The sequence below is a fragment of the Nitrosomonas nitrosa genome (assembly GCF_003051105.1).
In the GTDB taxonomy this organism is placed as follows: domain Bacteria; phylum Pseudomonadota; class Gammaproteobacteria; order Burkholderiales; family Nitrosomonadaceae; genus Nitrosomonas; species Nitrosomonas nitrosa.
Genome location: NZ_QAOO01000003.1, coordinates 54790 through 78095 on the forward strand (window position 1 = coordinate 54790; position 23306 = coordinate 78095).

Here is a 23306-nt window from a genome sequence, read left to right on the forward strand (position 1 = left end):
CTCATCCAACCTTCTCCCAGCGGGAGAAGGTATAGTTGCCGAATTTTGAAGTGAGATGAGTATAGATTGTTCGATTGCATCGTACTGGATAATTTGTGTCAATCCAAGTTGTGGGTGTTTGTTTGCACATAAGGCGATTACGGTTGAGCAAAAAACGAGATGATCAATCGTTGCGGCCATACGCAAATGGCTGATGGATAAACGACGGGCCGTTCGCAATCAGTAATCCCAGTTGCAATAATTCATTCCAGCTATCACCCCGTGCGACACCCTTGATGATTCTATCTATGTTGGCGGCATGCATCAGCGCCTGAACGAGTAGTCGGGGGGAGGTTCGCTTGATTGCGCTGGTCATGGTCTTTTGCTGATGGCGCCAAATGCGCGCGTCTTTGAATGCTTGCGCGAGTGGTTTGCCTGTTTTCAATGCTTGATGAATATGTAACAGGTTGCGGAGTGGTTCGGTCAATGTGCTCAGAATCAAGGGCGGGGGAATGCCTTCCCCTTGCAACCCTTGCAGAATGCGGGCGTAACGGACGCTATCTGCGGCGAGCATGGCTTCTGCTAAATTGAAGACATCGTAGCGTGCGACATCCAGCACGGCGTGCCTGATTTGCTCGAATGAAAGCAGGCCCGGTGGGTAAATCAGTGCCAGTTTCTTGATTTCTTGTTGGGCGGCCAAAAGATTGCCTTCTACTTTATCTAGCAGGAATTGCAGGGTGTCGGGCGTCACCTGCTGACCTTGCTGGCCAAGACGCTGTTGCAGCCAGTGCGCCAAACGAATGCGGTCCAGTGGATCGGCCGCGATCATGACGCCTGATTGTTCCAACGCCTTGAACCATTTAGTGGTTTGCGTTTGCCTGTCGATACGCGGAAGGGTGACCAACGTTATGGTATCGGCAGGAAGTGCATGACAAAGCGCTTCGATCGCAGCGCCGCCTTCTTTCCCGGGTTTGCCCGACGGGATGCGCACATCGAGCAGGCGCCGTTCGCCAAACAAGGACGATTGATGATTCCAGCGCTGCAAGTTCGACCAATCGAAACGTGCTTCTACGCTAAAAACATGCCGTTCCGTGTAGCCTTGCAGACGCGCATGCTCCCGGATGGCGTCTGCCGCTTCTTGGGCAAGCAGCAACTCGTCACCGACTATCGCGTAGAGCGGTGCGAGCTGTTTTTTCAGTTGATTTGGAAGCTGGTCAGGGGTGATGCTCATCGTTTAGCGATGGCTGCTTAGCTCTGACTGCGGCAATGCGGCGGACGATCTGTTGAACTGCATCTACCTGCATATCCTTGTAAAGCATTTCTTCTTCTGCCGCTTTGGCCAGTACCTGCGCGTCGAGGAAGGGGAGCACGCGAGTCAGGTTGATTTCTTCAAAAGGTGCGATTTCATTGCCTTGAGGATCAACGAGACGAGCGGAGACACGATAGCCTAACTGGAACTCGCGCACACGCCCCCCACCCGAGAGAGAAAGAATTTTCTTTTCGTTGACTGCGCTGATGATTTGCAGGATCGCTTGCGCATTCTCCGGTTTTCTGACCACTTTTGCATTGGTGCCGACACTGATGGCTCGTTCCACGTCGATTCCAATAGAATGACCCGGTGGCGCAACGACATGAATGGTGTCGAATGGCAGATTGGGGATTTGCCCGCGCAATTGAAAACCGCAAGCGGTTAGCAGGAGCAACAAACTGACCAGAAACGCGCGTATGGATAGCATATCGATAACCTGTCTTTAATGTAAAACCCTACTTTTGAGTCTGTTTGGCCGACAATAATTCAAACTGATATTCAAACCGATTCAACTTGCGAGTGGCGGTTACACAACGATATTAACCAACCTGCCCGGCACCACGATGATTTTCTTCACAGCCTGTCCCGCAATCGTTTTCTGGATATGCTCATGAGACAACGCAGTTCGCTCGATGGTGGCGCGATCGGCTTCTCTGGCAACACGAATTTGCGCGCGTAATTTGCCGTTGACCTGGACGACGAGTTCGATGTCATCCTGCACCAAGGCTTGCGGGTCAGCTTTCGGCCAGGCTTGATCGAGCAGCTCGGTGCCGGGTTTGAGTGTTCGCCAAAGCGCGTGGCAAATATGCGGAACGATAGGTGATAGCAAAAGTACGATGTTTTCCAGCGCCTCCTGCATCAATTGGCGTGTCGCTAAATCGTTGGTTTGCTGTTTGGTGAGCTCGTTCATCAATTCCATCACGGCAGCGATAGCGGTATTGAAAGTATGACGGCGATCCAGATCGTCGGTGACTTTTTCAATGGTCTGATGGAGCTGGCAACGCAACGACTTGAGTTGCGGTGAGAGGGTGTCGGCTTGAAGCTGTCCAACAGGGATACCTGCCTGAAGATGGCTATAAGCCAGCCGCCATAGGCGCTTGAGAAAGCGGAAAGCGCCTTCGACGCCGGTATCGGACCATTCCAGCGTCTGCGTTGGAGGGCTGGCAAACATCATGAATAATCGGGCGGTATCGGCGCCATAAGATTCGACTAATTGCTGGGGGTCGACCCCGTTGTTTTTCGATTTTGACATGGTGCCGATGCCCCCCGATTCGACGGGTTGGTTGTCGGCGCGCAGCACTGCGCCAAATCGCTTGCCTTGTTCATCGAAATGAATATCGACTTCTGTCGGATTGAAATAAACGAGGCGGCCCGTGTCCGTTTTGCGAAAGAAAATTTCGTTCAACACCATCCCCTGGGTCAGCAGGTTGGTGAACGGTTCGTCGAAGGTAACCAGTCCCAAATCGCGCATGACCTTACTCCAGAAGCGGGAATACAGCAGATGCAGGATGGCGTGTTCGATGCCGCCGATATACTGGTCGACGGGCAGCCAATAGTCGGCACGCGAATCGGCCATGGCGGAGCCTTGATCCGGGCAGGCGTAGCGGATGTAATACCAGGAGGAATCGACGAAGGTATCCATGGTGTCGGTTTCGCGGCGTGCGGCCTGACCGCAGCGCGGGCAACTGCATTCGTAGAAAGCGGGTGATTTGGCAAGCGGGTTGCCCGAGCCATCCGGTACCAATTCTTCCGGTAAAACTACAGGGAGCTCTTCGTCGGGTACGGGCACCACACCACATCGATCGCAATGGATCAATGGAATGGGGCAACCCCAATAGCGTTGGCGTGAGATGCCCCAATCGCGCAGGCGGTAGCGCACCCGTTTTTCACCCAATCCTTTTTGTGCCAGGGCGTGCGCGATGGCCTCCACGGCAGCGTCAAAATCCAACCCTGAGAAGTCTCCCGAATTGAAAGTGACACCATGCGCAGTATAAGCCTGGGTCAGCGGCAGCTCGATTTCCTCATCTTTAGGGGTTACGACCGCTTTGATGGGGAGCGCGTATTGTGTGGCGAATTCGAAATCGCGTTCGTCATGTGCCGGAACCGCCATGACTGCGCCCTCACCATAGCTCATGAGGACATAATTGGCGACCCATACCGGGAGACGTTCTCCCGTGAGGGGATGAAGCACGTGCAATCCGGTAGCCATGCCTTTCTTTTCCTGGGTGGCCAGCTCCGCTTCCATGGTGGCGCCGTGTTTGCATTCTTCGATGAATGCGGCAAGCTGTGGATTGTCCTTGGCAGCATGCTGCGCGAGCGGATGCTCAGCGGCAACGGCAACATAGGTCGCGCCCATCAGCGTGTCGGCGCGGGTGGTGAATACTTTGATGTCCTGTGGCGTACCCGATGGTTTGTCTGCGGGAAAAACGATATCTACCCCATAACTTTTACCAATCCAGTTGGCCTGCATGGTTTTGACGCGCTCGGGCCAACCAGGGAGTTTTTCCAGATCATTGAGGAGCTCGTCCGCGTATTGGGTGATGGCCAGGTAGTAACCCGGTATTTCACGTTTCTCAACCAATGCGCCGGTACGCCAGCCGCGTCCTTCGATCACCTGTTCGTTAGCCAGTACGGTTTGATCGATCGGGTCCCAGTTGACGACTTGCGTTTTTTTGTAGGCGATGCCTTTTTCGAGCATGCGGAGAAACAACCATTGATTCCATCGGTAGTAATGGGGATGGCAAGTGGCGATTTCCCGGTCCCAATCGATTCCCAGCCCCAGACTTTTCAATTGCTTGCGCATGTAGGCGATATTGTCGTAAGTCCATTTGGCGGGCGGGACGCCATGTTGCATGGCGGCATTCTCGGCAGGCAAGCCAAATGCGTCCCAACCCATGGGCTGGAGGACATTGTAGCCCTGCATGCGCCGGTAGCGAGACAATACATCGCCTATCGTGTAATTACGTACATGCCCCATGTGCAGTTTGCCGGATGGGTAGGGGAACATGGACAGGCAGTAATATTTGGGTGTGCCAGGTGTTTCAGTGACATTGAATGCGGCCGTTTTTTCCCAGTGTTGCTGTGCATCGTGTTCGATTTCCTGGGGATGGTATTTTTCTTGCATGGGACGAGTTTCCTGGCTATGAACAAAAGGCGAATTATACCGTGAACGATTGCGCTTGATATGCCTCAACTGCTCATGATAGCCTCATCTCACACATATTTGTTGAGAGGGTTTGAAATGATGATCGATCGCTACCTGAAGTCGCTTTACGTTTTGCTGCTTGTTTCTTTTCTGACCGCATGCGCAACCTCCCCAATGGGCCGCACGCAGCTCGCTTTTCTGCCGGATGCCGAACTCGATAGCATGGGGCTCCAGGCATTCGAGAACTTGAAAAAAGAAAAGCCAATCAGCCGCAACGCGCGGGAAACTGAATTCGTTCGTTGCATTACCAGTGCAATCGCGCGTGAAGTGGGTGGGGAATGGGAAGTGGTCGTTTTCGAAGATGCTTCTCTCAATGCCTTTGCGTTGCCGGGTAGAAAAATTGGCGTTCATACCGGCTTGATCGATCTGGTCGATAATCAAGACCAATTGGCTGCAGTGATCGGGCACGAGGTGGGTCATGTGATGGCGAGACATAGCAATGAGCGCATGTCGCAGCAAATGGGCGCACAAGCTGGAATAGCTTTGGTGCAGGCCGTCGCTGCACCTCAGACTGCGATGGGGCAGACCGCTGTCAGTCTGCTGGGAATCGGCGCAGAATACGGAATCATCATGCCCTTCAGCCGATTGCACGAAAGTGAAGCTGATATGATTGGGTTGGATTTGATGGCGAAAGCGGGTTTCAATCCTGCGGAAAGCGTCACTTTATGGCTGAAAATGGCGCAAGCGAGTCAGGGTCCACGACCTGTCGAGTTTCTCTCGACCCACCCTTCTCATGAAACGCGCATCGAAGATTTGCAAGCGCGTTTGCCGCATGCCCTACAGTTACAGCAACAAGCGATCGCTGCGGGCAAGAATCCGCGTTGCGCAAAATGATTCGGTCGCGATTGATTGAACCTCAAGTCGTAGCCTAGAACGCAATACGGGATTTTTTTGTTCACATTTTCAAATGATTCCCTGCCAAAACAGTATGGAAAGCAGGTATCATACGCGGTTATCGCCAATGGTATGGAAGCCAGGCGCCATAGATTATTATTTTTTAAATTTAAGGAGATAGTAGCAAAATGTCGCAAAAACACCCCGTAATTGCCGTGACTGGTTCATCCGGTGCGGGCACATCCACGGTTAAGAATAGTTTCGAGCATATCTTCCGTCGTGAAAAATTGAATGTTGCGATCGTGGAAGGGGATAGTTTTCATCGCTATGACCGTGAATCAATGAAAAATGCCGTGGCCGAGTCTGAAAAAAATGGTGGTCGCCCGATCAGCCATTTCGGGCCGGAAGCGAATGAATTTGAAAAGCTGGAAGCGTTGTTCAAAGAATATGGCGAAACGGGTTCGGGTATGACCCGTTTGTATCTGCATAACGAAGAAGAAGCTGCACCTTATAATCAAAAGCCAGGTACATTTACACCGTGGAAAGCGATTACCCCTGGCACGGATCTGCTGTTTTATGAGGGTTTGCACGGTGGCGCGAAGAGCGATACGGCGGATATCGCAAAATATGTCGATTTATTGGTAGGGGTCGTGCCGATCGTCAATCTCGAATGGATCCAGAAGATTCATCGCGATACGAATGCACGCGGTTATTCGGCCGAAGCCGTTACCCAAACCATTCTGCGCCGCATGCATGATTATGTGCACTATATTACGCCGCAGTTTTCACGCACCCATATCAATTTTCAGCGTGTTCCGACGGTCGATACCTCCAATCCCTTCATTGCGCGCGAGATTCCGACATTGGATGAAAGTCTGGTGGTGATTCGTTTCCGCGATTACAAGATGGTCGATTTTCCTTTCTTGCTGAACATGATTCATGATTCGTTCATGTCGCGCCCCAATACCATCGTAGTGCCAGGTGGCAAAATGGGAATGGCGATCGAATTGATTCTGACCCCCCTCATCCTGGATTTGGCTGCAAAAAGCAAGCGATAGATGTTCTCCATCCTGCCTGGGAAGATCAAAGCAAGCTATTGGTCGCTGGTCGCAGCGGCACGAACAGCTTGCTTTTAAGTATTCCCAGGTAGGGTGACTCCATGCACTTACTGAAGTTGTTCTCTGAGCGATGACCTCCCTACTCGCTGGATTGAATCCAGCGCAACTCGAAGCCGTTACTTTGCCTCGCCTATCGGCGTTGATATTGGCAGGTGCAGGTAGTGGAAAAACACGTGTACTTACCACGCGTATCGCCTACCTGATTCAGTCCGGCCAAGTAAGCCCGAACGGTATCCTTGCCGTCACGTTTACCAACAAAGCGGCCAGAGAAATGATGGTGCGGATTGCCTCCATGCTGCCCATCAATACACGCGGCATGTGGATCGGTACCTTTCACGGGTTATGTCACCGCATGTTGCGTGCGCATTATCAACATGCCGGGTTGCCGCAAACTTTCCAGATTTTCGATGTGAGCGACCAACAGGCGGTCATCAAGCGGTTGCTCAAAACGCTTGCGGTCGATGAAAAAGCTTATCCTCCCCGGCAAGTTCAATGGTTTATCAACCATGCAAAAGAAGAAGGGTTGCGGGCGGCGCAAGTCGAGGTGCATGATCGTTTTACACAGACTATGCAGCATGTTTATGACGCCTATGAGGTCTTGTGCCGACGGGAAGGGATTGTCGATTTTGCTGAACTCTTGCTGCGCTGCTACGAATTGCTCGCGCAGCATGAAACGCTGCGCAATCATTACCGGGAGCGTTTCAGTCACATCCTGGTCGATGAATTTCAGGATACCAATCGTTTGCAATATCAATGGCTCAAGCTGCTGGCGGGGATGGGATTGCCAAATCCTGCAGCCGTATTTGCCGTCGGCGACGATGATCAGAGTATCTATGCTTTTCGTGGGGCACGTGCCGGTAACATGCAAGATTTCGAGCGTGACTTCGCGGTGCAGAAGATCATCAAGCTGGAGCAAAATTATCGTTCGCACGGCAATATACTGGAAGCGGCAAATGCGTTGATCGAACACAATCGCGGACGCCTCGGCAAGAATTTGTGGACTGCGGAAGGTCAGGGCGAGCCTGTGCGCGTGTATAACGCGATGACGGATTTTGATGAAGCTGCGTTTATCGTCGATGAGGTTAAAGCGTTGCATGCCGAAGGGGTTGCACTTTCCGATATGGCCTTGCTTTATCGATCCAATGCGCAATCCCGTGTACTCGAGCATAGCCTGTTCAATGCCGCCTTGTCTTATCGCGTTTATGGCGGCATGCGTTTTTATGAGCGCCAGGAGATCAAGCATGCCTTGGCCTATTTGCGGTTGATCGCGCATCCTGATGATGATCAGGCGCTGTTGCGCGTCATCAACTTCCCGCCGCGCGGCATTGGCGCACGGAGCTTGGAGCAACTGCAAGACGCGTCAAGATTACAGCATACGAGCTTGTGGGCGACTGCCCTCAACAAGTGCGGGGGCGAGCAGGCTGCTATGGCTGAACAACGTACCCTTAAGAAAGGCTTGCCCAGTTTTGTATCGTTGATTCTGACCATGCAACGCGCATGCGCGGATTTGCCGCTACCCGAGACGATACGCCATGTGCTGGCGCAAAGCGGTTTGATCGATCATTATCAGGCCGAGCGGGAGGGTGCGGATCGGCTGGAGAATCTGAATGAGTTGATCAACGCGGCAACCAGTTTTGTGCATGAAGCAGAAGACGATAGCTTGATGGCTTTTCTTTCTCATGCGTCGCTCGAAGGTGGGGAGCACCAGGCAGACTATCATCAGGATGCGTTGCAGCTCATGACCGTTCATTCGGCCAAAGGGCTGGAATTTCATACGGTTTTTCTGAGTGGGTTGGAAGAGGGGTTGTTTCCGCATGAAAACAGCCGCAACGAAGCCAATGGCCTGGAAGAAGAGCGGCGTCTGATGTATGTGGCAACGACTCGCGCACGGCGGCGATTATACTTGAGTTTTTCGCAAAGCCGGATGCTGCATGGCCAGACCCATTACAATGTCCCGTCGCGGTTTATCAATGAAATTCCGGAACATTTGCTGAAATGGCTGCAGCCTTCATCTAAGGGAAGCGGTGGATCGTTCCGATGGACAAGTCCCCAGGGCGAGTTTTCTACGGCGAATCACTTGACGAATCAGACCACGAACCATTCGATGCGGGCAGGGAGAACGCCTGCCGATCCAACAGCGCATCCCTACGCTTGGCGCATCGGGCAGACGGTTTCGCATGAGAAATTTGGAACCGGCGTCATTATCAACTATGAAGGGCAGGGTGTTGATATGCGCGTGCAAGTTCAATTCAGCCGAGCAGGCACCAAATGGCTCCTGCTCGAATACGCCAAGCTCACGCCGTTGCAATGAGCGTCAGTTTTTGGGTTGCCGGTCGCTTTCTGTCGTTTCTTGATTTTCAGTCGTTTCTTTATTGGCTTCGTTATCTTCTTTTGTTAGCTCGTCACTGCTTGGTATCGACTCGGATTGGAAGATGTCTTCGTAGCTGACATAGATTGAAGCGAATACGGTCGGAATCCAGATAATGAGACCTAATCCAAAAGGCATGATGGCGAGCACGAGGAGTACGATCAGTATGATGGCGTAGATCTGAAACGGAATGATATTCTTCAGGCAGGCAAAAAAACTTTTGCGCATGGCTATGACGGGCGGCATGTTTTCGAACATGATCAGCAAGGGAGCGAACCACATCGCCATCATCAGCGGTATCGTCAACAACAGGCCGGCCAGCGAAGCGGAGAGGGCGTTATCCATGACTTCCATCAGCTCACGTTCATCGAAGCGCTTGCCATACAGCAGCATATCGACCAGCGAGCTGCCCCCGATCATCATGAATACGCCGATGATCAATACTTGCCCAATTAAATACATGCCGCCCAGTGTAATCAACTGCGCCGTATTTCTTTTGAAACCGACAAATAAGTGAACTAACTCCAGTTGATCACCCCGTATTTGGCTTCTACAGCCCACCATGATGCCCGCCATAAATACCGGTGAAATGAGTGTGAAAATGAATTTCCCCAATAAAGGCAAAAGCTCCATCGTCATCGCTATCAATAGCAGGGTAAAACATAGCAAGATCCACACTAAAGGCGCCTGGCGAAATAGATAAAAGCCACTGAGTATCCATTGCAATCCTTGTCTACCACGAACTTGTCGAGCTTCCATTAGTTTGTTTTCTCCAATAAATTGTGTGACGGGTTATCTGATTTGAATAATAGCGAATACGAGAGCGTCTGTGTTCGGAGTCTTCTTTTTTATTATTCTAAATCGACCATCCTAAATAGCCTAGGTGAAACGGCTTTATTTTCGATTCTTGTTATTGTCGTCAAAGCGCAGATGAGCGGATGCGCTGAGTGATGCCTACGCACATCACAATGCAGTTTCTATCATCCCTCATTCAGCCTTCTCCAGCGGGAGAAGGTAGCGACGCCGAATTTTGAGGTGCGAAGCGTCTATTTTAGTCGATTAATCAACCCAGATTTGCATCAATTGGGCATGATGGGATAAATGCAGTTGCAGAATGGCTTTGAAATGCGTTGGGTCTTTTTTATGCGTCAGCTCGCCTGCACGCGGCAAATGGTAATCATACAAACGAGAGATCCAGAAACGTAAAGCGCCTGCGCGCAACATGCGTGGCCAGGCCGCATGCTCTCCCGCGGCGAGAGGGCGCACTTGGTGATATGCTGTCAGGAGCGCCTGGGCGCGTTTTTCATCCAGCGCCATTTCTTCGGAAATACACCAATCATTGACTGTGATGGCAAGGTCATACAGCAGCGCATCGTTGCAGGCAAAATAAAAATCGATAATACCGCCTACCGTGTTATCGCTAAACAGGACGTTGTCGCGAAATAAATCGGCATGAATCACGCCTTGAGGAAGGAGTTCCGTTTGATGCTGCGATTGAAACCGGAGTTCTTCTTGGAGCAGCGCTTGCTCTGCTTCGTCTAAAAAGGGCATAACGGCTTCTGATGCGCTGCGCCACCATTTGAAGCCGCGGGGATTATCCATTTTTGTCGGATAAGATAAACCGGCAAGGTGCATTTTGGCCAGTATTTCCCCTATTTCAGCGCATTGTGCCGGAGTAGGGTGAATGAGCGATTTGCCTGGCAGGAAAGTGACGATGCTTGCGGGTTTGCCATTCAGCTCACCCAAGAATTTTTGTGCTCGTGTGGCGACTGGATGAGGGCAAGGAATGCCACAATCCGATAGATGCGCCATGAGATTGAGATAGAAAGGCAGTTCCGCTGCCGTCAATTTTTCGAAGAGCGTTAGAATGTATTTACCCAGCGATGTCTTCACAAGGTAATTGGTATTTTCAATACCTGATGAGATCCCTTGAAGATCGATCAGTGAACCAAGTTCATAATTTTGCAGCCAGAAGGCGAGTTGTTCCTGCGTAACCGGAGTAAAGACAGACATGAGTGGACAAGTAGAGTTAACTTCAAAAAAAGAGAGGCATGTTACGTTGCGATCATCGTCTTGTGTCGATCTCCTTGCCTATTAGAATCTGTAAAGTTCCCACATCGGCACGCTGATACCTGACTCAAGATCGCCACGATGCGGTTCACCCACGGGACTTCGTTTGTTCATCAAGTAAAAAGGCTTGCCAATGCGAGGAATGACTTTGATCATATAGAGTTGGCCATTGACCCGGTATTCTTCGATCGTTTCTTCTTTGCCTTGGATGATCGTGACTTCGGGTTCCAGTGCAGGGTCCCCGCCCAGATCGGGAAGATCGGGTTCTTCATGCGCTAAATCAGGCAACTCGGGAAGCGGTTGCAGATCTTTGGGTGGCTGATCGGACTGATTGGATTGTGCTAGTACGGATAACGTAAACCCAATCGCACATAAGAATGAAATAATCTTTATGGGTTGCATGCTGATTCCTGGCGACTCGGGGCCTCCATTCTATCTGAAATAGGGCCGATTGTTACAAATTGAGCTGAATTTCTCTTTCAGCGGGCGTCGGTTCGAAGCCGGACGTTTCATAATACTGAAAAATGGCGTTGACCACTTGGGCAGGCTCATCGATTACATGGATGAGATCCATATCTTCAGGAGAGATGTAGCCTTCCGCAATCAACACCTGTTGGAACCAGTCGAGCAATCCACTCCAGAAATCGGAGCACACAAGGATGATCGGCATTTTTCTCGTTTTTCCCGTTTGAACGAGCGTCAATGCTTCCATCAATTCATCCAATGTGCCAAATCCACCTGGCATAACGACATAAGCCGTCGCAAATTTGATAAACATATATTTACGGGCGAAAAAGTGACGGAAAGTTTGGCTGACATCTTGGTAGATATTGCGGTGTTGCTCGTGGGGAAGTTGGATGTTGAGGCCAACACTGGCCGATTTGCCAAAAAAAGCGCCTTTGTTGGCGGCTTCCATGATGCCTGGCCCGCCCCCGGAAATAACGGAGAAACCCGCATCCGACAATTGCCGTGCGATCGCTTCAGTTAATTTATAATAAGGGTGATCCGGCTTGGTACGCGCACTGCCGAAGATACTGACCGCGGGTTGGATATATTCCATGCGCTCGGTACCTTCGACAAACTCTGACATGATTCCAAAGACACGCCATGACTCCCTTACTGACCAAGGTTTATCAAGCGACATGATACCGCCTAGTTTTTCTTGCAAGCTCATAGAGGTCCTTTACTAGATGAAAACACTTTTATTGGTTGATGGTTCATCTTATTTATATCGTGCTTTTCATGCGCTACCTGATTTGCGCAATCGACAGAATGAACCGACCGGCGCAGTTTACGGCGTGCTCAGCATGCTGCGGCGTTTGCACAAGGATTTTCATGCCGATTATAGCGCGTGCGTGTTTGATGCAAAAGGCAAAACTTTTCGTGACGAAATTTACCCGCAATACAAAGCGCACCGTCCTCCCATGCCTGCCGATTTATCCGGGCAGATCGAGCCATTGCATCGATGCATCGAAGCGATGGGTTGGCCGATCTTGGTGATCGACGGCGTGGAAGCGGACGATGTGATTGGCACGCTCGCCATGCAAGCGACGCGTTCAGGAATCCAATGTGTCATCTCGACCGGTGATAAGGACATTGCGCAATTGGTCGATTCCCGCATCAAGCTGGTGAATACCATGAGCAACGAGATCCTGGATGAAGAGGGCGTGCGGCAGAAATTCGGCGTGTCACCTGCGCAGATACGGGATTACCTCGCCTTGGTGGGGGATAGTACGGACAATATTCCGGGGGTCGAAAAAGTAGGCCCTAAAACGGCTGTGAAATGGTTGCTGCACTATGGCAGCCTGGATAACATCATCGAACATGCGTCCGAGATCGGGGGTGTCGTGGGCGAAAATCTGCGAAAAGCGATCCCGTGGCTGCAGCAAGCGCGTACTTTGTTGACGATCAAGTGCGATGTTGCTTTACCGATCGAATTGCAGGATTTGACTATTAGGCCGCAGGATACCCAAAAATTGGCTGAGCTTTACGCGCGCCTGGATTTCAAAACGTGGCTACGGGAGCTTCAGCAAGCTCAAAATTCCGTTAATGGAGGCGCCGGATCCCCTGCAGCACAGCTTCAGTCACAGGATACGTCATCCGGCTTGTCCGGTAGCGAGTTGTCGCTTGGTTACGAAACCATTTTGACAGAAGCGCAATTAGATCAGTGGCTAGCGCGCTGCGATAAGGCCGCGCTGGTTTCGCTCGATACGGAGACGACGAGTTTGAATCCGATGCAAGCGCAGCTTGTCGGTCTTTCATTATGTATCGAACCGGGGGAAGCGGCGTATTTGCCGCTCGCCCATCGTTCTTGTGAAGAGACACGGCAACTGGATCTCGATTGGGTGCTTGGAAAAATGAAACCCTGGCTTGAGAGCGAGACCAAGTTGAAAGTGGGGCAGAATCTGAAATACGATAAGCATGTGTTCGCCAATCATGGTATTCAACTGAGTGGGATCGTGCATGACACCTTGCTTCAATCGTATGTGCTCGAATCTCATCAATCGCATGATATGGATAGCTTGGCGTTTCGTCATTTGGGTGTGAAAACCATTACCTACGATGAAATAACGGGTAAAGGCGCCAATCGGATAGGATTCGACCAGGTGTCAATCGAGCAGGCGACCCGTTATGCAGCGGAAGATGCCGATATTACGATGCAACTCCATCGATGTTTGTATCCGAGCATTGAAAGTCAGGAGCAGCTTCATTATGTATATCGTCATCTCGAGATGCCGCTGCTGAACGTACTGTTTCAGATCGAGCGCAATGGGGTGTTGCTGGATCTTGAGCGATTGCATGCACAAAGCCGCGAGATCGAAGCGCAGCTCATGACGTTGGAACAGCGCGCTTACGGGGAAGCCGGGCAGGCGTTCAATCTGAATTCAACCAAGCAAATTCAGGAAATATTGTTTCATCGGCTTAAATTGCCGATCATCAAGAAAACCCCCAAAGGGGCACCTTCCACCGACGAGGAAGTATTGCAGCAGCTTGCGCTCGATTATCCCTTGCCCAAGATTCTGCTTGATTATCGTGGGCTGGCAAAACTCAAATCGACCTATACCGACAAATTGCCTCAGATGGTCGATAGCCATACTCAGCGAGTTCATACCAATTATGCGCAAGCCGTTGCGGTGACCGGACGATTGGCGAGCAACGACCCCAATTTGCAAAATATTCCTGTGCGCAAACAGGAAGGGCGGCGTATCCGTGAAGCCTTCATCGCGCCACCTGGCAGCCACATTATTTCAGCGGATTATTCCCAGATTGAATTACGCATCATGGCGCATATTTCACGCGATCAAGGATTGCTCAGAGCGTTTGCTGCGGGGGAGGATATTCATCGTGCGACGGCTGCGGAGGTATTTGGCATACCTGTCGAACAGGTTGACCAGGAGCAGCGCCGCTATGCCAAAGTGATCAATTTCGGTTTGATTTACGGGATGTCGGATTTTGGTTTGGCTTCGCAATTGGGTATCGAACGCGGCGCTGCACGCGTCTATATCGATCGTTATTTCGCACGTTATCCGGGCGTGGCGGATTACATGCAAAGAATCCGGTTGCAGGCGAGGGAGCAGGGATATGTGGAAACCGTTTTTGGGCGAAGATTGTGGCTGCCAGAGATTAACAGTTCCAGTCACAACCGCAGGCAAGCGGCGGAGCGTGCCGCGATCAACGCGCCCATGCAAGGCACCGCCGCGGATATCATCAAGCTTGCCATGATTGCCGTGCACGATTGGTTGCAAAGTGAATGCTTGCGGAGCAAGCTCATCATGCAAGTACATGATGAGCTGGTGTTAGAAGTGCCTGATGAAGAAGCCGAGCTCGTTAAAAAAGTATTGCCGGATTTAATGGAGAATGTCAGTAAACTTGATGTTCCTCTCCGTGTCGAAGTGGGGATGGGCGATAATTGGGAGCAAGCGCATTGACATTCATTGAGATCGGCCAAGCAGGGTGGGCCAGCGTTGCTTTCCCTTTCATTTCCTGTAAGAATCGGACTATTATGAATCCAATCAAGACATTTAGCGATCGTCGATCACGTTTATTGACACAGATGCAGCAAGGGGTTGCCATCATGGCCACTTCTCCTCCTCGGCTTAGAAATCGAGATGCTTTTTATCCTTATCGTTTCGATAGTTATTTCTATTATCTGACGGGTTTTCATGAACCCGAGGCGGTATTGGTGCTGATTTGCGGGAACGCTCAGGGAAAAACCGAGCAAATACTGTTTTGCCGGGAAAAGGATAAGGAGCGTGAAATCTGGGATGGTTTCCGTTACGGGCCGGATGCAGCGCGCGAAGCATTTGGCTTTGACGCGGCTTATCCCATTGGGCAATTGGATGAACGCATACCCCAGTTACTAGAAAATCAACCGGTCATATACACCCTGCTCGGGCAGGATCCGGCTTGGGATGCGCGGCTGGTTGGTTGGATCAATCGGGTGCGTGAGCAGGTGCGAAGTGGTATTTCGGCACCCGATCAAATCCGTGATGTGCGCCGTAACTTGGATGAAATGCGTGTATGCAAAGACGAGCAAGAGCTTTTGCTCATGCGTCATGCAGCCAAAATTTCAGCAGAAGCGCATTGCCGGGCAATGCGGGTGACACAGCCGGGCATGCATGAATACGAAATCGAGGCGGAATTGCTGCACGAGTTTCGCCGTCAGGGCGCACAAGCTCCCGCCTATACGTCTATTGTAGCTGGCGGAGCGAATGCCTGTGTGCTGCATTACATCGAGAACAATGCGCAGCTTCACCCCGGTGATTTGCTGCTCATCGATGCTGGCTGCGAGTTTGACGGCTATGCTGCCGATATTACGCGCACGTTTCCTGTTAATGGTAAATTTTCTTCGGTACAGAAAGATATTTATCAGCTTGTGCTGGCTGCGCAAATGGCCGCCATTTCGACGGTGCAGGCTGGCAGTACTTGGGACGCTCCCCATCAAGCCGCTTTACAGGTGCTTGCACAGGGTTTCATCGATCTCGGTCTTTGTCATGGCACCGTGGATGCTGTGATTCAGTCGGGAGATTACAAACGATTTTACATGCATCGTACTGGACATTGGCTTGGATTAGATGTTCATGATGCGGGAGAATATAAACAAGATGGCAAATGGCGCCCTCTGCAAGTGGGCATGACGCTTACAGTAGAGCCAGGGTGCTATATCCGGCCGGCGGGTGATGTGCCGGAACATTTCTGGAATATCGGGGTGCGCATCGAAGATGATGTGGCCGTTACCCCAACAGGCCATGAAGTGTTGACGGTAGCGGTGCCTAAAACGGTTGCAGAAATAGAGGAGCTGATGCGATGAACGATGATCATAGAAAAATAGTCATTAGTCGAATAATCGATTATAAGCAAGCTGGAATCCCGCCGAACGAATCTATCCCGCCTTCTCCTTTCCAGCGGTGGTTATTTTATTTGCTGCTTATTCCAGTAGCCATTCTTATGCTGGTTCTGGGGGCATTCTTTTTTTCTATTTTCCTGGCATTGTTCGTGATTGCCGCAATCGGGGTGGGTATCCGATTGTGGTGGCTGCGGCGTAAACTTCAGAAGGCAGCCGGTCAATTTCAAGAGGAAACCCATCCACACCATAATGTGGATATCGAAGATGCTGAAATTATTGAAACCAAAACAAACAAATCGGAGCGCAAGTAGGTGACATCATTAAACGATGTGGCTTTGATGATTTATCAAATGATAGAACATATCGTTTAGCCGAAACTCGCTAACTACCCCGGTCGATGATCGATCCAGGGTAGTCAATTAGTGAGCCAGTTTCAACGTTTCTATATCTGACATTTCTGCCATGTATCGCGAAGACGGAATACATGGCAGATCACGCTATTGCTTCGCTTCCGTTTCTTTCGCAGGCTCGGTATGGCTGTCGGTTTCTGCAGCGACTTCAGCTGTAGGCTCAGTTAGCGGTGCCTGTTCGGCTTCAAGCTTGCGGCCAGAAGGGTTGGTAAACTGATCGTTCAGAGACTGGATATAATCATTGGCTTCATTCTTGACTTGTGCCAGTATCCGCTGATTGGCGCTGTTCCATCCCGCCGGTTTGTTGAGAAACATGGGGCGCAGGCCCGAGGTGCTTTTGATGAATGCCTGGGTGTATTGCTTGCAAGCATTATGATCGTGACCAAATTCAGCCGGTAGCTTTTTGATGATGCTGTTTGCAACCTTGCTGCGGACTGTGAAGTGAATATATCCGATCACACCGGCGAGCACAGCCAGGGTGACGAGTGAGCTCGTTTCGGTAGCAGCGATATTTTCGATGAATGTTTTTACCCAATTCCAACTATCTGTCATCGATAATGCGACAACGCTGAGAATCAATAACAAGCTGAATAAAATACCATCGATGAGGAAGACACGTTTTTTCCAAGTTTGCAGCATATTGGTCAGCTTATTGATCACCTGATTTTCTATGGTCTCAGCTGTTTGTTCCAGCATACCTGCAATGCGGTAGGAGCGTTCCACTTCGATTTGCTGCATGCGCGCATTGATTTCTTCCATATCTTCTATACGTTTTTTTTCATAACGTTCTCTGATCTGCGGGTCTTCGATCGGCGTGGCTGCATCAGGATTATAGATTCGGTAGAATTTGCCTGCGAGCAGGCCTGCTTGGGAGAGGGAGCGTTGCCAAGCCGACACGACTTCTTCAGGGTTGTCTTCTTTGGCGGTAACATCCATCTGATTGAGAATGTAGAGGAATTTATTCGAGTCGGCGCGATTGATGGTGCCGGAGACTAAATATTCCAAGGTATCTTTCATCGCGCCCGGCTCCGGATGACGGGCATCAAAGAATACGAGAACCAAGTCGGACAAATCGATGATATGTTGCGTCAAACGCAAGGTGGAATTGCGTTGGCTATCTGCATCAAAACCCGGAGAATCAATTAGAATTTTGCCACGTATTTTTTCCGATGGGCATGTTTTGAGTTGGATGTAGGCATCGATGCGTTGGGGTCCGGTTTCCGATATTTCAGCGATGCTGCGGCTGATCTGGAAAAAGGGGAAACGGGGGTCGGCATCCAATGCGACGCCGGGTAATGTTTTGATTTCATCATGGCGGCTATAGCAGATAACCGTAAATTTGTCATCGACTGCCTGGTTGCCAGTCCGTTGCAAATGCAAATTCAAATAGGAATTGATAAAAGTCGATTTGCCGGCAGAGAATGTTCCCAGTACGGCAATCATTGGCCACCAGGTCACATAGGTTGCGTACGATTCATTTTTGTCCAGCAAACCGATATCTTGCGCTACGTGATCCAATTTGCGGAAACTATGCACCGCTTTGGCCAACACGGGATTATCGGGGTGCTCTTCAGCAAGATGTGTTTCAAGACTTCTAAGACGCTTATTAATGTTTGTTGAGCTTTGTGGCATAGCAGTCCTTTTTTGATTCGTTAAATAACAAAAAGTCTAATCAGTTACTTTAGCGTGCAATCCTACTTCGGGCTTATTCTATTGTGTCTGTCATACCTTTACAATCCGATACCTAAGCAGGCTATCAAATTGTGTTCAACGTAGAGTGAAAAATAGATTAAATGGTGAACGCTTTGGTAATTTGGCGCTCCGTGAACCTATTTTGAACACTGGCAGCAACCCAATCTGTTTTTCCGGCAGCTTGCTGGATAACGGCAATTCGAAGCAATCGCTTTATTTTACTTCAGCCAGCAGACGATCCAGCATCTGTTCTGCTTGATGCAGGTATCTACCTCCAAACAAATTCAGATGGTTGAGAATATGATAGAGATTGTAGAGAGTTTTGCGCGTTCGATAGCCTGTATCGAGCGGATAGGCATTCTGATAGCTGGCGTAGAAGGATGACGGGAATCCCCCGAAAAGTTCGGTCATGGCAAGATCCGCCTCGCGATCCCCATAGTAAACGGCAGGATCGAATATGACAGGTTGTCCGGACGAATCAAACGCATAATTTCCACCCCATAGGTCACCGTGTAAGAGCGACGCGCGGATTGGCGCATTCGTGAAGAATCCCTCCAGCCTGAGCAGGAGTTGTTCACCCCGCTTTTGCAGTTTGCCGGTGTGGCCGTTTGCGCTAGCAAGCTGGAGTTGATAACCCAAACGCTGCTGGCGCCAGAAATCGATCCAGTCGGATGAAACATCGTTTTTTTGCAAGGTGGTGCCTATCGTATTATCTCGAGTCCATCCATAATGAGAGGAGAAAGTGCGATGCATATTGGCAAGACCCAACCCTAACGCTTCTCCGCATGATTTGCCAGGACCTGTCAGATCCAGATACTCCATTACCAACCAGGCACTGCCATCAGCCTGCCCCCAGCACTGCGGCTCAGGAGCGCGCAATGTGCCGGTGTTTTTTATTTCTATCAGACCGGCTGCTTCTGCCTCAAACATGGGCAGATAGTGCGCTTTGTTGAGCTTGACGAAATAGTGCTGGCCGTTTCCCTGTATATGGTAGGTTGCGTTGATACAACCACCGCCCGTGGACGTGATCTTCTCCAGAGAAAAATGCGTTTTTAAGGAAGAGGCAATTTGCGCTTGGATAGCGGGCCAGGGTGGTTGCGTGAAAAGGGGAGATGGCATCGTTATCAGGTCGTCGATGAATCAAGCAACGCTTGTCTGGCGTGTGAAATTGCTTTACGCACTTGCTCTGGGGCGGTGCCGCCTGGATGATTGCGGCTTTTCATCGATCCTTCCAGTGAGAGCACTGAATAAATATCTTCCTCGATGACGGGTGAAAATTTTTTTAGTTCTTCCAGGGTAAGTTCACTCAAATCACGGTGTTTGGTTTCTGCAAATCGTACGGTCTGTGCGACGATTTCATGCGCATCGCGAAAAGGGATGCCCTTTTTGACCAAATAATCCGCCAGGTCGGTAGCGGTAGCATAGCCTTTCATGGCTGCCTGACGCAGGGTATCTTGATTGACGGTGATCCCTGCCAGCATCTCGGTATAGACGCGCAGGGTGTCGGTCAACGTATCGACGGCATCGAATAGGGGCTCTTTATCTTCCTGATTATCCTTGTTATAGGCCAGAGGCTGAGATTTCATGAGGGTCAGCAAAGCGACCAGATGGCCATTGACGCGCCCGGTTTTTCCTCGAACCAGTTCGGGAACATCCGGATTTTTCTTTTGCGGCATGATGGATGAGCCTGTGCAGAAACGGTCTGCAAGTTGAATGAAACTGAACGCTGGGCTCATCCATATAATCAATTCTTCGGAAAAGCGGGATAAATGCGTCATGATCAGGGCTGCGCAGGCACAAAACTCTATTGCAAAATCACGATCCGATACGGCATCGAGCGAGTTGCGGCAGATACCGTCAAAACCGAGTAGTTGTGCCACCATGTCACGATCGATGGGGTAGCTGGTCCCCGCGAGAGCTGCCGCCCCCAAGGGTAATCGATTGACGCGTTTGCGGCAATCGAACAATCTTTCGGTATCCCGTTGTAACATTTCGTGATAAGCCAGCAGATGGTGACCAAATGACACCGGTTGAGCGACTTGCAGATGCGTAAAACCGGGCATGACCGTTTCACTGTGCCGTTCGGCGATATCGAGCAGGACCTGCTGCATCGATTTGATCAAACTAATGATTTCGTCGATCGAAGCGCGTAGATAGAGCCGTATATCGGTTGCTACTTGATCATTGCGCGAGCGGGCGGTATGCAATCTTTTTCCGGCATCGCCAATGAGCGCAGTGAGGCGTTTTTCGATATTGAGATGGACATCTTCCAGCTCGATTTGCCAATCAAAATTGTTGTTGCGAATTTCCTCGCGTATTTGGCCGAGACCTTGCTCAATCGCGCTGAAATCAGCCTGGCTGATGATTCCGGTGGATGCAAGCATACGGGCGTGGGCAAGCGATCCTTGAATATCATATTCAGCGAGTCTGTTATCGAAACTGACGGAAGCGGTATAGCGCTGTACCAATTGTGAAACAGGCTCATTGAATCGGCCTGACCAGGTTTTTGAATTGTTTTCCACGATGATCGTTTTCTTCCTTTGCGTGTGTTTAGCAAGTATTTTTGATATAAACGCATCTCACCTCAAAATTAGGTTTTATCATCCCTCTTTACGCCTTCTTCAACGGGAGTAAGTATCGATGCCAAATATTGAGGTACGATGAGTATAGTTTAACAGGCTGTTGGGAAAGTATCTGTATGGCGATGGCATTGGTATTATTGAATAGGTATGTATTGCGTATTGCGCCATTTATCAATGCTTGCAAAGTCATACCTATGCTTATGGCAAGGCCATGAGAATGACGGCTTGCTGAGCTAATTATTAATTCAAAAACAAAGTTATAACATTGTTTTTCCAGCGGATACAAAATATTATGAACTTTTCTTTTCCTTCAATCCGGAATAGTGGATAATTAGAGGCTTTCATTCCTGTCACATCAACAAGGAGCTATTCATGACAGATCAGTACAAGCAAAACGAAGGTGATCAAAGCGAAAAAAGTAAAGTGGAGTGGGCAAAACCCGCTTCGTTGCTCAATGTTTTGAGTAGTAAATTCGAATCTATCGCCAAACTCCAGCACATGCAATTACCTTCATGGTCTCTTCTGGTTTTTTTGGGGATCATTTTATTGGTATTTGCCTGGAAACATATTGCAGTCAGTCAAGCTGAATCGCGTCTAGAGAAAGAGCGCACTGAAATGACGCAGAACCTAGAAACCGAACGCTCGATTATCATAAGAAAAGCGCGTGAGTATGCCGACAGTCAGTATAACAAAGAGGAAGAGCGTTTTGGATTGGTATTGTCTTGGGCCGTTCGTGGGGAATTGATTCGTAATAACCTGGATCAAGTTAGCCAGTATTTGAACGAGTTAGTCAAAATGAGAGATACCGAACGCGTCGTTCTGATCAGCGATGAGGGTAAATTACTGGTATCGACAGATAAAAGATTGGAAGAAGCGGAAGGAACTGATCTCTATCCGGCAAGTGTACTCGACCAACGTAAAGTAACGATCATGTCGGATGTGAACGGTAAGAAGTTGCTGGTTGTTCCCGTAATGGGGCTAAACAGCCGTTTGGCTACCGTTGTGGTGAGTTATAAACAAGCGGCGCTTTCTGGTAGCTGATAATTCTTGCTTCAATCATCTCCAACCCCAGTGGTGTTACTGGGGTTTTTTATTGTTATGCGTTGATGCGCATTATTTCTGCACCCAATTGCGCTAGTTTCTCTTCGATTCGCTCATATCCTCGGTCAAGATGATATATTCGGTCGATCATCGTTTCGCCCTGTGCTGTCAATCCGGCGATGACTAAGCTTGCGGAAGCGCGTAGGTCGGTTGCCATTACGCCTGCACCATCGAGTTGCGGGATGCCATGCACGATTGCAGTGTTGCCTTCCACCGTAATTTGGGCGTTCATGCGTTTCAGTTCTTGAACATGCATGAAGCGGTTTTCGAATATGGTTTCGGTGATGATGGCGGTACCTTCAGCTACGCAATTGAGTGCCATGAATTGAGCCTGCATGTCTGTTGGGAAGGCAGGATAAGGCGCTGTTCGCAAGTTAACCGATTTTGGTGGCGTATTCATGCTGAGATGAATCCAATTTTCTCCTGAATTGATGATCGCGCCTGCTTCCAGCAGTTTATCGATGATCGCATCCAGGGTGTCGACCCGCGTCCCTTTAAGATGAATTTCGCCGCCGCTTGCGGTCACCGCAGTCAAAAAGGTGCCGGTTTCAATACGATCGGGCATGATATCGTGCGAGCAACCATGCAAAGTTTTGACACCCTGGATGGTAATGACATCCGTTCCTGCGCCTTCGATTTTTGCCCCCATCTTGATCAGGCATTGCGCTAGATCGACAACTTCCGGTTCACGTGCTGCATTTTCCAATACGGTTACGCCTGAAGCCAAAGTAGCGGCCATCATGAGATTTTCGGTTCCGGTTACCGTGACGATGTCCATGACAATGCGCGTGCCGGTCAATTTTTTGGCTTTGGCGTGGATATAGCCATGCTCGATGGCAATTTCCGCGCCCATGGCTTGTAATCCTTTAATATGTTGATCGACTGGGCGCAATCCTATGGCGCATCCGCCCGGCAGAGAAATGGTCGCTTCCCCTTTATGAGCAAGCAATGGGCCAAGTACCAGGATGGCGGCGCGCATCGTCTTGACCATTTCGTAAGGTGCGGTGGGGTTGGTGAGATGGAGGGCAGAGAGTTCCGTTTCCGACCGACTATTTGCTAAGATGGTTACCCCCATTTGCTTCAGTAAATCCAGCATGGTTGAAACATCCTTGAGATCGGGAATATTCCTGAGCTTGAGCGCATCGTTTGTTAATAAAGAAGTGCAGAGGACGGGCAGCGCAGCATTTTTTGCGCCCGAGATACTGATTTCGCCGCAAAGCGGCTTGCCGCCATGAATGACAAGTTTTTGCATGAGGGGGTTTTATTTTCGAATAATCGGTAATTAACATTC

Annotated in this window: 18 protein-coding genes; 7 read left to right on the forward strand and 11 right to left on the reverse strand. The window is 50.1% G+C overall.

All coding sequences use genetic code 11. The features are described 5' to 3' along the window. Nucleotides 1-163: 163 nt before the first annotated feature. From holA to leuS, 3 genes are all read right to left on the reverse strand, one after another. Entirely contained in the window at nucleotides 164-1210 is a 1047-nt protein-coding gene (gene holA, locus C8R30_RS02100) for a DNA polymerase III subunit delta (RefSeq protein WP_107789421.1), read from the reverse strand. Continuing rightward, the gene (locus C8R30_RS02105) at nucleotides 1194-1715 is read right to left on the reverse strand and encodes an LPS-assembly lipoprotein LptE (protein ID WP_107789422.1); all 522 of its coding nucleotides are present in this window, start codon (nucleotides 1713-1715) and stop codon (nucleotides 1194-1196) included. The genes holA and C8R30_RS02105 overlap by 17 nt, the downstream gene beginning before the upstream one ends. Nucleotides 1716-1814: 99 nt before the next feature. Then, on the reverse strand, nucleotides 1815-4412 hold the full coding sequence (gene leuS / locus C8R30_RS02110; RefSeq protein ID WP_107789423.1) for a leucine--tRNA ligase: 2598 nt from the start codon (nucleotides 4410-4412) through the stop codon (nucleotides 1815-1817). Between the two features lie 117 nt (nucleotides 4413-4529). Between leuS and C8R30_RS02115 the strand changes: the two genes are divergently transcribed. The 3 genes from C8R30_RS02115 (at nucleotide 4530) to C8R30_RS02125 (ending at nucleotide 8756) form a co-directional block, all read left to right on the forward strand. Further along, the gene (locus tag C8R30_RS02115) at nucleotides 4530-5327 is read left to right on the forward strand and encodes a M48 family metallopeptidase (protein WP_090667211.1); all 798 of its coding nucleotides are present in this window, start codon (nucleotides 4530-4532) and stop codon (nucleotides 5325-5327) included. A gap of 188 nt (nucleotides 5328-5515) precedes the next feature. Beyond that, nucleotides 5516-6385, forward strand: coding sequence for a phosphoribulokinase (locus C8R30_RS02120; RefSeq protein ID WP_107789424.1), 870 nt, complete (start codon nucleotides 5516-5518; stop codon nucleotides 6383-6385). A gap of 130 nt (nucleotides 6386-6515) precedes the next feature. Continuing rightward, nucleotides 6516-8756 (forward strand): UvrD-helicase domain-containing protein, encoded by a 2241-nt coding sequence (locus C8R30_RS02125; protein WP_107789425.1) that lies wholly within the window; start codon nucleotides 6516-6518, stop codon nucleotides 8754-8756. A 3-nt stretch (nucleotides 8757-8759) separates the two neighbouring features. Here C8R30_RS02125 and C8R30_RS02130 read toward each other — a convergent pair whose 3' ends face one another. The 4 genes from C8R30_RS02130 to C8R30_RS02145 all read right to left on the reverse strand — a co-directional run bounded on the left by C8R30_RS02130 (nucleotide 8760) and on the right by C8R30_RS02145 (nucleotide 12057). Continuing rightward, on the reverse strand, nucleotides 8760-9572 hold the full coding sequence (locus C8R30_RS02130) for a BPSS1780 family membrane protein (RefSeq protein ID WP_090667202.1): 813 nt from the start codon (nucleotides 9570-9572) through the stop codon (nucleotides 8760-8762). A gap of 300 nt (nucleotides 9573-9872) precedes the next feature. Continuing rightward, the gene (locus tag C8R30_RS02135) at nucleotides 9873-10826 is read right to left on the reverse strand and encodes a homoserine kinase (protein WP_107789426.1); all 954 of its coding nucleotides are present in this window, start codon (nucleotides 10824-10826) and stop codon (nucleotides 9873-9875) included. Between the two features lie 81 nt (nucleotides 10827-10907). Then, nucleotides 10908-11285: a DUF2782 domain-containing protein gene (locus tag C8R30_RS02140; RefSeq protein WP_107789427.1), complete on the reverse strand. Its 378-nt coding sequence runs from the start codon at nucleotides 11283-11285 to the stop codon at nucleotides 10908-10910. A 52-nt stretch (nucleotides 11286-11337) separates the two neighbouring features. After that, nucleotides 11338-12057, reverse strand: a complete 720-nt coding sequence (locus C8R30_RS02145) for an LOG family protein (protein ID WP_107789428.1) — start codon at nucleotides 12055-12057, stop codon at nucleotides 11338-11340. Nucleotides 12058-12073: 16 nt separating this feature from the next. Here C8R30_RS02145 and polA point away from each other — a divergent pair, with 16 nt between their 5' ends. The 3 genes from polA to C8R30_RS02160 all read left to right on the forward strand — a co-directional run bounded on the left by polA (nucleotide 12074) and on the right by C8R30_RS02160 (nucleotide 16541). After that, nucleotides 12074-14812 carry a DNA polymerase I gene (polA, locus tag C8R30_RS02150; RefSeq protein ID WP_107789429.1) on the forward strand — a complete coding sequence of 913 codons (2739 nt, stop codon included), beginning with the start codon at nucleotides 12074-12076 and terminating at the stop codon, nucleotides 14810-14812. A 74-nt stretch (nucleotides 14813-14886) separates the two neighbouring features. Then, nucleotides 14887-16194, forward strand: coding sequence for an aminopeptidase P N-terminal domain-containing protein (locus C8R30_RS02155; RefSeq protein ID WP_090667240.1), 1308 nt, complete (start codon nucleotides 14887-14889; stop codon nucleotides 16192-16194). Next, complete coding sequence (locus C8R30_RS02160) at nucleotides 16191-16541, forward strand: hypothetical protein (protein WP_090667188.1); 351 nt, start codon at nucleotides 16191-16193, stop codon at nucleotides 16539-16541. The genes C8R30_RS02155 and C8R30_RS02160 overlap by 4 nt, the downstream gene beginning before the upstream one ends. A gap of 186 nt (nucleotides 16542-16727) precedes the next feature. Here C8R30_RS02160 and C8R30_RS02165 read toward each other — a convergent pair whose 3' ends face one another. The 3 genes from C8R30_RS02165 to argH form a co-directional block, all read right to left on the reverse strand. Next, on the reverse strand, nucleotides 16728-18272 hold the full coding sequence (locus C8R30_RS02165) for a dynamin family protein (protein WP_107789430.1): 1545 nt from the start codon (nucleotides 18270-18272) through the stop codon (nucleotides 16728-16730). Nucleotides 18273-18545: 273 nt separating this feature from the next. Continuing rightward, the gene (locus C8R30_RS02170) at nucleotides 18546-19451 is read right to left on the reverse strand and encodes a fructosamine kinase family protein (protein ID WP_090667184.1); all 906 of its coding nucleotides are present in this window, start codon (nucleotides 19449-19451) and stop codon (nucleotides 18546-18548) included. A 5-nt stretch (nucleotides 19452-19456) separates the two neighbouring features. Further along, a complete protein-coding gene (argH, locus tag C8R30_RS02175) occupies nucleotides 19457-20854 on the reverse strand; it encodes an argininosuccinate lyase (RefSeq protein ID WP_090667181.1) in 1398 nt (465 codons plus the stop codon). A 432-nt stretch (nucleotides 20855-21286) separates the two neighbouring features. Here argH and C8R30_RS02180 point away from each other — a divergent pair, with 432 nt between their 5' ends. Next, nucleotides 21287-21955 carry a hypothetical protein gene (locus C8R30_RS02180; protein ID WP_090667179.1) on the forward strand — a complete coding sequence of 223 codons (669 nt, stop codon included), beginning with the start codon at nucleotides 21287-21289 and terminating at the stop codon, nucleotides 21953-21955. A 55-nt stretch (nucleotides 21956-22010) separates the two neighbouring features. On the opposite strand, the gene murA is transcribed toward C8R30_RS02180, so the two are convergent. Further along, a complete protein-coding gene (gene murA, locus C8R30_RS02185; protein ID WP_090667174.1) occupies nucleotides 22011-23267 on the reverse strand; it encodes a UDP-N-acetylglucosamine 1-carboxyvinyltransferase in 1257 nt (418 codons plus the stop codon). Between the last annotated feature and the right edge of the window lie 39 nt (nucleotides 23268-23306).